At 60.6% G+C, this 11,929-nt stretch carries 16 protein-coding genes and 2 pseudogenes; 8 read left to right on the top strand and 10 right to left on the bottom strand.

Annotated features, from left to right (window positions below; translation table 11 throughout):
• The 3 genes and pseudogenes from ACZYTC_RS33755 to ACZYTC_RS33745 all read left to right on the top strand — a co-directional run.
• A partial coding sequence (locus tag ACZYTC_RS33755; protein ID WP_488991705.1) for a PqiB family protein occupies positions 1 to 1,280 on the top strand: 1,280 nt, incomplete at its 5' end.
• Positions 1,280 to 1,561: pseudogene (locus ACZYTC_RS33750) on the top strand (ABC-type transport auxiliary lipoprotein family protein); the annotation flags it as partial. The gene ACZYTC_RS33755 and the pseudogene ACZYTC_RS33750, both read left to right, overlap by 1 nt.
• A gap of 55 nt (positions 1,562 to 1,616) precedes the next feature.
• Positions 1,617 to 1,919, top strand: a complete 303-nt coding sequence (locus ACZYTC_RS33745) for an ABC-type transport auxiliary lipoprotein family protein (protein WP_488991704.1) — start codon at positions 1,617 to 1,619, stop codon at positions 1,917 to 1,919.
• A 200-nt stretch (positions 1,920 to 2,119) separates the two neighbouring features.
• Here ACZYTC_RS33745 and ACZYTC_RS33740 read toward each other — a convergent pair.
• A pseudogene (locus ACZYTC_RS33740) lies at positions 2,120 to 2,344 on the bottom strand (transposase); the annotation flags it as partial.
• 376 nt (positions 2,345 to 2,720) lie between these two features.
• Between ACZYTC_RS33740 and ACZYTC_RS33735 the strand changes: the two are divergent.
• The 3 genes from ACZYTC_RS33735 to ACZYTC_RS33725 all read left to right on the top strand — a co-directional run bounded on the left by ACZYTC_RS33735 (position 2,721) and on the right by ACZYTC_RS33725 (position 4,534).
• Positions 2,721 to 3,218 carry a hypothetical protein gene (locus ACZYTC_RS33735; RefSeq protein WP_488991703.1) on the top strand — a complete coding sequence of 166 codons (498 nt, stop codon included), beginning with the start codon at positions 2,721 to 2,723 and terminating at the stop codon, positions 3,216 to 3,218.
• A 2-nt stretch (positions 3,219 to 3,220) separates the two neighbouring features.
• On the top strand, positions 3,221 to 3,838 hold the full coding sequence (locus ACZYTC_RS33730; RefSeq protein WP_441774299.1) for an OmpA family protein: 618 nt from the start codon (positions 3,221 to 3,223) through the stop codon (positions 3,836 to 3,838).
• Between the two features lie 222 nt (positions 3,839 to 4,060).
• Positions 4,061 to 4,534, top strand: coding sequence for a hypothetical protein (locus ACZYTC_RS33725; RefSeq protein ID WP_488991702.1), 474 nt, complete (start codon positions 4,061 to 4,063; stop codon positions 4,532 to 4,534).
• A gap of 375 nt (positions 4,535 to 4,909) precedes the next feature.
• On the opposite strand, the gene ACZYTC_RS33720 is transcribed toward ACZYTC_RS33725, so the two are convergent.
• The 4 genes from ACZYTC_RS33720 to ACZYTC_RS33705 form a co-directional block, all read right to left on the bottom strand.
• Positions 4,910 to 5,290 carry a DUF6481 family protein gene (locus ACZYTC_RS33720; RefSeq protein ID WP_434961188.1) on the bottom strand — a complete coding sequence of 127 codons (381 nt, stop codon included), beginning with the start codon at positions 5,288 to 5,290 and terminating at the stop codon, positions 4,910 to 4,912.
• A 36-nt stretch (positions 5,291 to 5,326) separates the two neighbouring features.
• A complete protein-coding gene (locus ACZYTC_RS33715; RefSeq protein ID WP_434961189.1) occupies positions 5,327 to 5,551 on the bottom strand; it encodes a hypothetical protein in 225 nt (74 codons plus the stop codon).
• A 135-nt stretch (positions 5,552 to 5,686) separates the two neighbouring features.
• The gene (locus ACZYTC_RS33710) at positions 5,687 to 5,896 is read right to left on the bottom strand and encodes a cold-shock protein (protein WP_434961190.1); all 210 of its coding nucleotides are present in this window, start codon (positions 5,894 to 5,896) and stop codon (positions 5,687 to 5,689) included.
• 684 nt (positions 5,897 to 6,580) lie between these two features.
• Positions 6,581 to 7,222 (bottom strand): dihydrofolate reductase family protein, encoded by a 642-nt coding sequence (locus ACZYTC_RS33705; RefSeq protein ID WP_441774296.1) that lies wholly within the window; start codon positions 7,220 to 7,222, stop codon positions 6,581 to 6,583.
• Positions 7,223 to 7,362: 140 nt separating this feature from the next.
• Between ACZYTC_RS33705 and ACZYTC_RS33700 the strand changes: the two genes are divergently transcribed.
• On the top strand, positions 7,363 to 7,719 hold the full coding sequence (locus ACZYTC_RS33700; RefSeq protein WP_434961192.1) for an ArsR/SmtB family transcription factor: 357 nt from the start codon (positions 7,363 to 7,365) through the stop codon (positions 7,717 to 7,719).
• A complete protein-coding gene (locus ACZYTC_RS33695; RefSeq protein WP_441774295.1) occupies positions 7,703 to 8,194 on the top strand; it encodes an SRPBCC family protein in 492 nt (163 codons plus the stop codon). Before ACZYTC_RS33700 ends, ACZYTC_RS33695 begins: the two co-directional genes overlap by 17 nt.
• Before the next feature lie 225 nt (positions 8,195 to 8,419).
• On the opposite strand, the gene ACZYTC_RS33690 is transcribed toward ACZYTC_RS33695, so the two are convergent.
• The 5 genes from ACZYTC_RS33690 to ACZYTC_RS33670 form a co-directional block, all read right to left on the bottom strand.
• Entirely contained in the window at positions 8,420 to 9,052 is a 633-nt protein-coding gene (locus tag ACZYTC_RS33690; protein WP_441774294.1) for a class I SAM-dependent methyltransferase, read from the bottom strand.
• Positions 9,053 to 9,154: 102 nt separating this feature from the next.
• Positions 9,155 to 9,568, bottom strand: a complete 414-nt coding sequence (locus ACZYTC_RS33685) for a nuclear transport factor 2 family protein (protein ID WP_441774293.1) — start codon at positions 9,566 to 9,568, stop codon at positions 9,155 to 9,157.
• 81 nt (positions 9,569 to 9,649) lie between these two features.
• Positions 9,650 to 10,252 (bottom strand): NADPH-dependent F420 reductase, encoded by a 603-nt coding sequence (locus ACZYTC_RS33680; protein WP_488991701.1) that lies wholly within the window; start codon positions 10,250 to 10,252, stop codon positions 9,650 to 9,652.
• 32 nt (positions 10,253 to 10,284) lie between these two features.
• Positions 10,285 to 11,037 (bottom strand): SDR family NAD(P)-dependent oxidoreductase, encoded by a 753-nt coding sequence (locus ACZYTC_RS33675; protein WP_454818557.1) that lies wholly within the window; start codon positions 11,035 to 11,037, stop codon positions 10,285 to 10,287.
• A gap of 49 nt (positions 11,038 to 11,086) precedes the next feature.
• Positions 11,087 to 11,821 (bottom strand): SDR family NAD(P)-dependent oxidoreductase, encoded by a 735-nt coding sequence (locus ACZYTC_RS33670; protein ID WP_434961198.1) that lies wholly within the window; start codon positions 11,819 to 11,821, stop codon positions 11,087 to 11,089.
• Positions 11,822 to 11,929 lie beyond the last annotated feature (108 nt).

Below are 11,929 nucleotides of genomic sequence, written 5' to 3'. Positions count from 1 at the left end.
ATCCCGGCAAGGCCGGCACGACAGCCGACAGCTTCGCCGGCCTCGAGCTGCCTCCCGTCATTCCCACCGACGCGCCCGGAACGGAATTTGCCCTGAAGACCACGCAGATCGGTTCGATCAGCGCGGGATCGTCGATCTTCCATCGCGGCCTCGAAGTCGGCCAGGTCCTCGGCTACGACTCCTCTAATCTCACCGACGGCATCACCATCCGTGCCTTCATACGCGACCCCTATGACAAGGAAGTGCGCACCAGCACCAATTTCTGGAACGCCTCCGGGGTCTCGCTCACCACGGGTCCCCAGGGCTTCCGGCTTCAGCTCGATTCCATCCAGGCCCTGCTCGCGGGCGGCATCGCCTTCGACACACCGGCCGACGTGCTTTCGAACGAGCGTGCCGCTCCCAAGACGGCTTTCACCCTCTACCGGGACCAGGCCAGCGCCGACGAGGCCAAATATACCATTCGCCTGCGCTATCTGGTCTATTTCGATTCCTCCGTGGGCGGCCTTGCCGCCGGCTCCAACGTGGAGTGGCACGGCCTCAAGATCGGGGAGGTCATCGATGTCAGCCTACAATACAACATCGGCAAGAACGCGCCGCGTGCGCCCGTCCTGATCGAAATCGAGCCGCAGCGCATCCAGATCGTCGGCGCGGACGGCCCGATCAATCCCGAAACCGTGCTGAAATCGCTGGTCGCCAAGGGCCTGCGCGCCGAGATCAAGACCAGCAATTACCTGACTGGCCAGAGCGTGGTGTCGTTCGACATCGATCCCAAGGCCGGGCCGGCGGAACTGGGAACCGGCGCTATCTATCCGGTGATCCCGACCAGTCCGAACCAGTTCGACTCCGCCCTGCGTTCGGTCAACGACATCCTCGACCGCATCTCGAAACTGCCGCTGGACAAACTGGTGGTCCAGGCCAACGACACCATGAAGTCGTTCCAGGACCTTGCCGCCGGACCGGAGATCAAGGAATCGCTGCGCTCGCTCGCCGGCGCCCTCACCTCGGCGCGGGAACTGATCGACAAGGCCAAGACCGATCTCGCCCCGGCAATGCAGAGGCTGCAGCCGGTGCTCGACACCGCCCAGCAGTCGATGAAACGCATCAATTCCACCCTGGGCTCTTTCGACCAGGGCTATGGCAGCTCGTCCAGCTTCAAGCGCGACCTCACGCGCCTGATGTCGCAGGTCGACGATGCCGTGCGCTCCATTCGCGTGCTCACCGACTATATGCAGCAGCACCCCGAATCCCTGATCCGGGGCAAGACCAGAGGAAGCAACTGATGCCGTTCTCCTCCTCCAGCCGTTCCGGGTGCATGCGTGGACGCGTTGCGGCCCTCGCGGGCCTGGGCCTGGCTCTGGCTTTACTTTCGGCCTGCGCCTCGCCGGCGGCCAAGATCTACACCCTGGCCGCCCAAAGCGGGCAGAAGGTTGCGGGCCGGCCCGTCTCGGTATCGATCGAAACGGTGGATGTCGCCAAATATCTCGATCGTCCGCAACTGGTGCGCCGCTCCGGCGACGTCCAGCTCGGCGTCTCCGAGTTCGAACGCTGGGGCGAGCCGATGGGCTCCATGGTGCAGCGCGTGCTCGCCGAGAATTTGCGCCGGCGCCTGCCCGCCGGTGACCACCAGCCAGACCGTGTCGGGCAAGGAAGCGGCCAGCCTCGAACTTTCGGTGAGCCGCTTCGATACCAATGCCGAGGGCGTGGTCATGCTGCAGGCACAATGGCGGCTGCATTACCGCAACGGCGGGCGTGGTGCCGCCGCCCAGGCCAGCATCGCCGTGCCCCCGGCCGATACCGGAGCCCCCGCCCAGGTCGAGGCGATGAGCTCGGCCCTTGACCAGCTCGCCGGCCACATCGCCGCCAAGCTAGGGCGGGAACAAGAACTGCTCCGCCCGATACGCTCTCATCGGCGATTTTAGTTTTCCGGACCCAATTAAACTACCCCGCATAAGCGAGGTTGGTCCAACCCTACGCCCCGCCAATGCCTGGGCTACCAAACCCCGGCCGAGGTCTTCCGCCGCAAGCTGATGGCAGCCTGCCGGTGAACGCGCTATCTTTCGCCTGCTTGCAAGTCGCGCTTCAACGAGAACTCACACGCAACAGGCTTTAGGCTCAGGCCTCATTGATTGAGCCGGCAGGTGACCGTTGCCGCGATGCAGATGGCGGACAAGAATGTAAGCGCGCAGCGATCATAACGGGTGTGGATGCGGCGCCAGTCCTTGAGTTTGCCGAACATAATCTCAATCTTGTGGCGCTGGCGGTAGAGCGCAGTGTTGTGCGGGATCGGCATCTTCCGATTTATCTTTGACGGGATGCAAGCGGCAATCTTGCGCTCCGCGAGCGCTGCGCGGAACCAGTCGGCATCCTAGCCTCTGTCACCAAGCAGGGCCTTGGCCCGGGGCAAGGCGTCGAGCATGAACGCGGCACCTTTGATGATCCGACGATCACCGACGCGAGACACCCCGTGCGAAAGAGGAAAATACGGCTCAATCCGGTGCATCTGCCCTTCCCGACCAGCGTTGATCGCAGGTACTCCGAGCCAGAAATTTCGATGATTCCACGTCACTGCAATTAGAGACGGGTAGGGTGCGATCAGAGCAGGGACAAACGTGTGAGTTCTAGGAAGTCGCAAAATTTCTCGCAAGTGAGTAAGCTATCGAGTATACGATTCGTGATTCGAATGAATAGCCATAAGATTTGAAAAACGGAGGAATATTGTCGTGAAAGTGACCAGAGCTGCTACAAAAATCTTTACACTTGCTACCTTCCTAGCGGTGATTGGATTGGCTCAAACGGCATCTGCCCAAACACAAGTCGAGGCTGCTTCGGCCGCCCCCCTGGCCACGGGTTTGACCAATGGCGGGGCCGCCGAAGCTCAGGTGATCGAGGCAGTCCGGCACGGCGACATCCTGACGATCAAGCTGCGCTTCAAGCCTCTCGTGGCGGACAAGCTGGAGCGGATCTATGATTCGATCAGCCGGGACGCCTATGAGAACAGCTTCTATGTTCTTGCCGGGAACAAGAAGCATCTGCTGCTGACAGACAACAATGACCAGCCACTGACAAATCCCAATCTGATCATCAAAACCAGCAAGGATTCTCTGATCGCAGGCTCCTGGCACGGCCGGTTTCCCGCTCCACCAAAAGACGTCACCGAAGTGTCGTTGACGATCCCAGGTGTCGAGACGCTCGACGCAATCAAGCTCACTGATCGATAACGATGGGCGGCCTAAGCAAGTATGCCCTCGTGCTGGGCATGATGGTGGCTGGCACAAGCAACTCTTCCGCGGAAGATCCCTCGTACAAGCGTGATATCCGTGATCTCAAGGCTACGATTCTGGATCTCCAGGGCGTGCCGTCCGATCTCAAGGGCCTGCCGTCCGATCTCAATAATGCTGTGTTGGATCTGTCTGCGAAAGCCGACAGGCTCGCCGCTCAACACAGCGGTCTTGCTGTGCGGCAAGAGGAGAAAACCGTCACAGTTTCCATGAAAGGCGATATCCTGTTCGATTTCGACAAGGCCACCATACAGCCGGCCGCCGAACCGACGCTTGCCGATATCGCCCGCCTGATTGCATCCATTCCCACCGGCATAGTCGTTGTCGAGGGCCACACCGATTCCAAAGGCTCGGCCCGATATAACCAGGGCCTGTCTCTCCAGCGGGCGAACGCCGTCGCGAAATGGCTCGTGAAACATGGAGTAGAGAAGGCAAGATTGTCGGCAAAGGCTTTCGGCGACAGCCGCCCGATCGCTGCCAATACGCTGGATAATGGCACGGACAACCCGGATGGGCGCGCGTTGAACCGGCGCGTCGAGTTCGTTTTGCCGAGACTGTAACGCATGGAAATCTCCGGGCCGATGATCCCTCTTCGGCCTGTCGCCTCAATTTTTTTGCCCAAGGCTCGAGGGGCAATGTCATGTAAGAGTTTGGTCGGTGTGAGGTCGGGGATGACGACCATTTCCTATGCCGGCCGTTCCCGCCCCCTATTATCCAGCATGCAGCTCGGTTGTATCCGTGCTCCACGCTGAGCCAACGTGACATCGAGGTATTCCTGGCGAGTGCTGGCGGTTTGGCTGTCCTCTCGTCCCGGAGAGATCGACAGTTCCGACCCTTGCCCGCTCGCTATTCCTCTTGTGCGTGGCGAGCATTTTTTTGACGAACTGCCGCTGCGGCATTCTGGACTTGCGCGCGGGCCTCGCTACATTTCCGCCTTGGAAGAGCCATCATTGCGCTCGTTTTTGTGTGGGGTGGTTGAAATGCACGGATCGCCAGAAACGCCTGATCGCCTTGAAGCGGTGGCGGCAAAAATCCCCGTATTCTGCAGGTTCGAGAGAAGCTATGATCTACATCTGATCGAAGTGAACGTAAGCCGCATCTGCTATGTCGAAGGCAACGACGGCGACACTTCGACGATATACTTCGACAAGGAACACTTCGTGGTCGTGCGCGGCAGCGCGAAGCAGATCCGAACGCAGATCGAGTTCGAGATATTCCAGTCGCAGATCGTACCTCCGAGGCGCGGCCTCGATTGAAAGGATCGAACCGCTTGGGCTTGAACGGCAAGTTGCCAAAACGAGACTTTCGGTTGCCTGCCAAGATGCCTTGTCAGGCAGGTCGCGCAACATGATGTCGTGAATCTGCTGGATCAAAAGCCTGATGATCGGCTCAACGGTGCCGAAGTCAGGCACGGGCGCCGCAATAAAGAGCGTGACTGGCCGCGCCCATGAACGTTTCCACGAAATGCGCGCTGCCAGGATCGCCTTGCGAACAGCGGCCGAAGGGGCGTGAAGGCTCGTAGAATATGAGTCCAGGTTGAACTACGATCCCAGATAATCCGATCCAGAAAATGCGATGGTCTCAAGCCCAAGCCCGGACAATCTCGATCCGCTACGCTAGGTTCGAGTCCCTCAGATCTGGCGGGCTTTGCGGTTGGCGTAACGGCGGTCCCGTTCAGCCTTACGGGCTGCTTCGTCCTCGATGACACGGGAGATGCGCGTCTTGGCAGCCAGTTCGCGAGCGTCTGCCTCAGCGCTCGCGGCCGCCATGGCTATCGCACTGCGCTGCGCAATCTCGGCTTCGAGTCGGGCTTGTTCGGCGAGCTTGATCTGCTCGCGTTCGACGCGTCGCAACTCGCGGGCTTCGGCGATCGCAATTCGTTCGGCCTGCCTGGTCTCACGGCTTGGCGCGGCAGCCTCCTTGGCGGCGCGATAGCCCTGCAGGAGAGCTGCTTTTGCGTCGATAGCCCTGCTGCGACGGTCAGAAAATTCGTCGTTTCTGATGTTTCTCAAATCTCTATTCCAATTGAACTGCGTTGCTGACCGAAGTCAGGACTTTCTGGTTCGTTTCGAGGCTGGCTTGGCAACCAATTCGATGCCGTCCTGCAATTGCCTGGCAAGACGTGCTTCCCGCAGCCTCAGGATTTTTTCATCCCGGGCAACCGTTATCGAATCGAGCTCCTCGAAAGCGCGCCCGCGCGCGAAGAACTGCGACTGTGTTTTGCCGAAGGCAACCTCGGCTTGTTGACGCGGTTTGGTGTAGTCCCCGATCATCTCTATCCTCGTGATGGGTGCTCTCCAGGAGAGCCGCAACAAAAAAGGTCAGGCAAATTGCCTGACCTCACTTGGTCTCATGCTTTCGGCAGTGCCAGTACATCCGTGGTCAAGCGAAAGCAGATCCCGGATCGATTAGGCCGCCTGCAGATTGCAGGCCGACATCTTGCCCGACTTATTGTCGCGCTCCAGATCGTAGCGGATTTTCTGGCCTTCGACGATTTCGCGCATGCCAGCGCGCTCGACAGCCGAGATGTGGACAAAAGCATCTGGACCGGCGCTGTCAGGCTGAATGAAGCCGAAACCTTTAGTGGAATTAAACCATTTGACTGTGCCAGTGGTCATGAAAAACCCCTTCATAGCAAGATTGATGATCGCAGCGTTTGAGAGCCGCGGATGGTGATAACGATGCTTTAAAGGGAGGTTCGTTCAGAACGCGGGGCCAACCGCGTAAAATCAAAACTCGGCAAGAAAATATCGATATCAAAAAATACGAGCCTTGAGTCTTATTGTCAACCTTTAGTTTTCAGCGCCAGGTGTCTTCATCACGAGTCGATCAATTACTGAAAATCAATCTGCATCTCCGTCCAAATCATTTCAGAAATTTCGACAGAATATTCCCGGAATTGAAAATAATCCTGGTGAACCGGGCTGGCGACATGGATGCAGTTCGCGCCAACGCCACTGGCAGTCAGACCGTTCGTGCGAGCTGGGTAGCTCCCGGCTCGAGCGGCCCCCGATCCTCTATATTACGGCGCACCGGATGTGAGTTGCAGATCGTCGACCTTGCGCCAGAACAGCTGGTTCGATCGCGGTCTCTTCGAGAGCGATAATCTGAATGACATAATCTAAATGACGGCGGCTTTCGGAAGCGACCTCGCGCGCCTTCAACGGCTGATATGGGGCGCATTGCGGACAGTCGAATGCCGACCCAGAAGCGGACTGGCGCCACCGGTGCTGACTGTTCGAAAAACCGACATCATGGACGCCTATGGGCAGTCCATGATTATGCTGTCCATGCGCCAGCGGTTAGCGCCGGAATGTCAGGTGAATGGTGCCGCTCTCTGCCGTTTCTGACTCTGCCGTGTAGCCAAGTTCGAAGCCTCGCAGGTCGTCCCACAGGCGGATGCCGCGTCCGAGCAGGATCGGGACGATGGCGACGTGGAGACGGTCGACGAGCCCCGTCTTGAGGAAATCGCGGGTGGTGCTGGCTCCGCCGCCAACCCGCACGTCCTTTCCACCCGCGACGGCAACAGCCTGCCGGAGCGCCTCGACCGGTGTGGCGTCGAGGAAATGGAATACCGTGCCGCCGGCCATTTCGATCGAGGGCAGCTTCCTGTGGGTCAGGACGAAGACTGGGACGCGGAACGGTGGCTCGTCGCCCCACCACCCCTTCCAGTTCGGGTCATCGGGGAAGCTGTGCAGCCCGAACATGCCGGCGCCCATGATCTCCGCACCTATATTGTCGAAATACGCCCTGGCATATCTGTCGTCGACGCCGGTCGTACCTTCACCGCTGGTGTCCTTGAACACGCGCTCACGCATCGTCCTTGTCGCGATATATGCGCCGACGAGGCGCATCCAGTCGGCGCCCATCGGTTGCTCGGGCGTCTGGTCCGTCGTTGTCGCGAAACCATCCAGTGAGATGTTGAAATCGACACGAACTACCACCGGGGCCTCCTTGCGTGTGGTTGCATACTCGCCCTGCACGGGCCAAATACTAAGGCAGATGCCTTTATGTTCAAACAAAGACACTAAGGCAAGTGCCTTTTTGTCATTGACCGGTGCCCGCGACCATTTTACGGATGCACATGCCCTATCATTCGACCCCCCTCGACCTTGCCTTTCATGCTCTCAGCGATCCGACCCGCCGCGCGGTGGTGTCGCGGCTTGCCGAGGGTGAGGTGCCGGTCAGCGTCCTGGCCGAGCCGTTCGACATGGCGCTGCCCTCGTTCGCCCAGCATCTCAGGGTGCTGGAAGATTGCGGACTGATCGCTAGCGAAAAGCGCGGGCGCAGCCGCTGGTGCCGGCTGGTGCGGCCGCGTTTCGACGAGGCGGCGAACTGGATGGAAGCGGAGCGCCAGCGCTGGGCCGAACGGCTGGACCGACTGGAAGTCTATCTGGACAAGACGGAAGAGGACGAGGAAAGACATGGCAAGCCAGTTTGAGACCTGGTCGCTTGATCGCGAGATCGTGCTGGTCAAGCTGCTGAGCTACCCGCGCGCCAAGGTCTTTGCCGCTTGGATGGATCCCAAGGCACTCACCCAATGGTTCGGCCCGACCGCCCTCAATATCGAGACCCACGAAGCCGATATCCGCGAGGGCGGGTTCTGGCGTTTCGATATGGTTGGCATGTTCGAGGGCAAGGAGCAGCGCTTCCCCAACCTCATGCGTTTCCTGGAAATCGTGCCGAACGAGCGGATCGTGATGGACCATGGCACGCCCGACCCGGACGACCCTAACCGTTTCCGCGTCACGGTGACCTTCGACGAACAGGCCGATGGCAAGACGGTGCTGACCATGCGCCAGCTCCACCCCAGCCGCGAACGGCGTCAGGTGGTCATCGGCTTCGGCGCGGTGGAATACGGACTGCAGACGCTGGACGGCCTCGCTGCGTGGCTGGACGGACGAGCAAAAGCTTAGGCGACTAATCGCGCAGCGGCTTTCAGGGGTTACGACCAACGCGTTGAATGGCTGAGACGGGGCGCGTTCCGGACAGTCGAATGCGGGGTCGACAGCGGACGATCCGGTTTCAACCAACTTTTGCGGTCAGCTGTCGTTCCGAAATCGACCCACATTCGGTCATCGCGCTTGTTAACGCCGCCTCCCATAAGAGAGCCGACCTCGTCGTAGGGGATTTGGTCAGAGTCAGATCTTCAAGAATCGAAAGGCGAAGCGATCAGTCTCACCTTTGATCGAGGGATCGAAAACCTTGATCGAGTGCGAGTCGTCCTTGTTCGCGAGGATGGAGCTTTGCGCGTCCAATACGAAGCCGGCCGCCTCCACCTCCTTGCGGACGGACGCAGGGTCGATCCGATGCAGCGCTTGGGTGTTGCTCGTACCCGTCCCCGCTGCGGCGGCGTGGTCGACGATGACGTAGTACCCACCCGGCTTAAGCCGCTCGTAGACGGCCCGATTGAAGTCGGATGCGGTCGCGCCTCTGGCCTGGATGAGAGCGGTGTGGAGATCGTGGTAGAACAGGTGCAGCCACAGGACATTCGCGGGCGGGGTGACCTCTGGCATTGCCACGAGGTCCGCCGATATGGCTTCGACGTTCTCTCGGCCCGGCTCCTTCGCGAGCGTCCGCATGCGGCCGACCGGATCGTTCTTGAAGTGGGCGACTTCGGCCGGCACGAAGCTGTAGACCCGACCTTGGGGTCCCACGACCCCGGAGAACAGGCGCGTCCAGTCGCCGTCGCCCGGGTAAACGTCGATGACGGTGGAACCCGCATCGATGCGGGCGAACCGGATCAGTTCGGATAGCTTCGATTGGTCGTACATCGGAATCTCCCTTACGGCTAGGTATTTGATGGGTGGGCGGCGGCGGGCAATCCACGGCTGATCCACCGTCTGCCCCGAGTTGATGGCTGCGGACGGCCAGCGCTACGCAGGCCCAGACGCGTCCATCCGCGAGGCCCGGGCCAGTGCTTGCGTGTCGACATATTCCCGGATGTTGGTCAGCCTGCCGTCCCGAACCGTGATGGCGAAGATCCAGTCGTCCTCGAACGTCTTGTTCGTAGCTTTTATCTTTCCCCTCGCGAAGCCGACAACGAAGACCCGGTCTCCTTGCGCTACGAACTCCCGGGGTTCCGTGGATGTTTCTATCGACTTGGATGCCGTCTCAAGCAAATCCGCCAGCCCGACGTGTCCGTGGCGCGTTCCCGCCAGCGGCCAGTGCTCGCCCGGAATGATCCACTCGATGTCTTCGGCGACCAGCGTCAGCAGAGCCTCCCTGTCGCCGCGGCCGATTGCGGCGAAGAAGTCCCTCACGGTCTGGATGTTCTTCTCAATGCTCATGGGAATTTCTCCATTTCGCTTGGATCGGACCGCGCTCGATCCGCCCCGTGCATCGTGGCCCTGCCGGTTGACACGTCGTGTTCATCCGTCGAACTTGACCAGGTCCTTAAAGATCAGATGGCCCCAGCCATTCCGGCGTGCCTGGACGAGCAGCCCACCTTCCGACAGCCCGCCAAGTTTGATCGGCGAGAAACCAAGATTTTCCGCGAGCGCAGCAATCTCCGCTGCGGCAGCGTCATCGTCGCTCGCCAGGAACACGACCCGCCTGCCGCCATGCACGGCCGGATCCTGCTCGAGGGTGGCAGCGATCAGATGGTTGAAGCCCTTGACCAGCCTTGCCCCGGAGAAGGCCTGGGCAACGAACCCGGAAGAAGGCTGTCCTCCAAGTTCATCAGGAGGCACGCCGTAGGCGTTGGTCACGTCGACGATGGTCTTCCCCTGCCACGTTGGGAGCGCCTTCGCGACATCCGGATGCGACTCGAAACGGACAGCCAAAAAGATGATGTCCGCCTTGACCGCGTCCGCCAGCCTTTTGGGAGTGACCCCGGGTCCGATCGCGGCCGCGGCGGATGCAAAGCTCTCTGGGTCGCGCGTGGTTGCGACGGATACGTCGATCCCACTTCGGGCAAATGCCCTGGCCAGGGCCTGGCCGATATTGCCGAAGCCGATGATTGCATAGGTCATGATGTCTCTCCGATCGCGTCTGATGTCGGGGGTCAGACTTGCGCCAGCCCTCCGTCGACGGCGAGATCCACGCCGGTGATGTAAGAACTCTCATCGGAGGCAAGGAACGTGACGGCAGCCGCGACTTCCTCTGGCTGGCCCCTGCGACCCATGGGGACCTGCGAGGCAAATTGGGCGGCCGCTTGCTCGGCTTGCTCAGGGGTAAGGCCCGTCGTTGTCGCCAGGGCGGGAGTCTCGATCGGTCCCGGGCTCATCGTGTTCACCCGGATCTTGCGATCCTTCAGCTCCAGTGTCCAAGCGCGCGCGAAGTTGCGCACAGCCGCCTTGCTCGCGGCGTAAGCGCTGAAGCCGGGCAACCCCATCACGTTCGAAACCGAAGAGGTCAGGATAATTGAACCGCCGTCCCGGAAGAGGGGAAGGGCTTTCTGCACCGTAAAGAACAGCCCCTTCACGTTCACGTCGAAGGTCTGGTCAAAATGAGCCTCAGTCGCCGCCGCGAGCGGAGCGATTGTTCCGGCGCCCGCGTTTGCAAATAGAATATCGATCTGACCATGTTTCTCCTTCACGACGGCATAGAGCCGGTCCAGATCGTCCAGGCGCGACACGTCGCCGACGACCGTCGTAACGTTTTCCTTGATGACGGCAGCGGCCTCCTTCAGCTCTTTCTCGCGTCGCCCGGTGATCACGACGTGTGCGCCTTCTTCCACGAAGCGCCTGGCCGTGGCCAATCCGATCCCGCTGCTCCCGCCCGTGATGACTGCGACCTTACCTTCAAGTTTTTTCATGATGTTTATCCTTCGTTGTGCATGGGCCAGGCATGGCACCACACAGGGGTCAGAGTTGCGCCAGGCCGCCGTCAACGGCGACCTCGCTGGCGGTCATGAAGCTGCTGTCCGACGATGCGAGAAAAGCAGCCACGGCCCCGATCTCCGCTGGAGCGGCCATGCGCTGGAGCGGAGTCATTGCGCCGTAGGCCTTCTGGCCCTCCTCGCCCAACGCCTCCTTCGCGAGTTCGGTCGCCGTCGCCCCGGGCGACAGCACGTTTACGCGGATGCCGGTGCCCTTCAGGTCCTCCGCCCAGGTCCGCGCGAGGTTCCGCACCGCCGCCTTGCTCGCGCTATAGGCAGTGAATCCCGGAGCGCCCGTGGTGCCAGCGCTCGATCCGGTCAGGATGATCGAGCCGCCCGGGCCCAACAGCGGCAACGCCTTCTGGACCGTGAAGATCGTACCCTTCACATTGGTGTCGAAGGTTTCGTCAATGTGCTCGGCGGTGATCTGGCCGAGCTCAAGCGGGCTTCCCGCCCCGGCATTGGCGAAGACGATATCGAGGCTTCCGCGCTCGGCCTTCACCGCCGCGTAGAGGCGGTCGAGGTCGTCCTCCTTCGAGACCGAGCCCTTCACCGCCCGGGCATTGGACCCAAGCTCGGCCACAGCCTCGTCGAGCGCTTGCTGCCGGCGGCCGAATATGAAGACAAAAGCGCCCTCCTCGATGAAGCGTCTTGCTGCGGCGAGGCCGATACCGGTGGCGCCGCCCGTAATGACGGCAGTCTTTCCATTTAATCTTGTCATGTCGTGCAGTCCTCGTTCACCGTCTCGGGTCTTTGGCTGTACGGGGAGGTCCCCCGAGAGCCTCAACATGGGTTCGCTGGAGACTGGAGGTGAGTGCGGAATCGCGCA

The sequence above is a fragment of the Labrys sp. F242 genome (assembly GCF_057813875.1).
This window is presented reverse-complemented; position numbering and strand designations above follow the sequence as displayed.

Excerpts from the sequence above, each read along its gene's own strand:
- ACZYTC_RS33675 (WP_454818557.1), bottom strand. The coding sequence starts at position 11,037 with ATGAAAAAACTTGAAGGTAAGGTCGCAGTCATCACGGGCGGGAGCAGC.
- ACZYTC_RS33700 (WP_434961192.1), top strand. The coding sequence starts at position 7,363 with ATGCCCTATCATTCGACCCCCCTCGACCTTGCCTTTCATGCTCTCAGC.
- ACZYTC_RS33695 (WP_441774295.1), top strand. The coding sequence starts at position 7,703 with ATGGCAAGCCAGTTTGAGACCTGGTCGCTTGATCGCGAGATCGTGCTG.
- ACZYTC_RS33670 (WP_434961198.1), bottom strand. The coding sequence starts at position 11,821 with ATGACAAGATTAAATGGAAAGACTGCCGTCATTACGGGCGGCGCCACC.
- ACZYTC_RS33710 (WP_434961190.1), bottom strand. The coding sequence starts at position 5,896 with ATGACCACTGGCACAGTCAAATGGTTTAATTCCACTAAAGGTTTCGGC.
- ACZYTC_RS33690 (WP_441774294.1), bottom strand. The coding sequence starts at position 9,052 with ATGTACGACCAATCGAAGCTATCCGAACTGATCCGGTTCGCCCGCATC.
- ACZYTC_RS33730 (WP_441774299.1), top strand. The coding sequence starts at position 3,221 with ATGGGCGGCCTAAGCAAGTATGCCCTCGTGCTGGGCATGATGGTGGCT.
- ACZYTC_RS33680 (WP_488991701.1), bottom strand. The coding sequence starts at position 10,252 with ATGACCTATGCAATCATCGGCTTCGGCAATATCGGCCAGGCCCTGGCC.
- ACZYTC_RS33715 (WP_434961189.1), bottom strand. The coding sequence starts at position 5,551 with ATGATCGGGGACTACACCAAACCGCGTCAACAAGCCGAGGTTGCCTTC.
- ACZYTC_RS33685 (WP_441774293.1), bottom strand. The coding sequence starts at position 9,568 with ATGAGCATTGAGAAGAACATCCAGACCGTGAGGGACTTCTTCGCCGCA.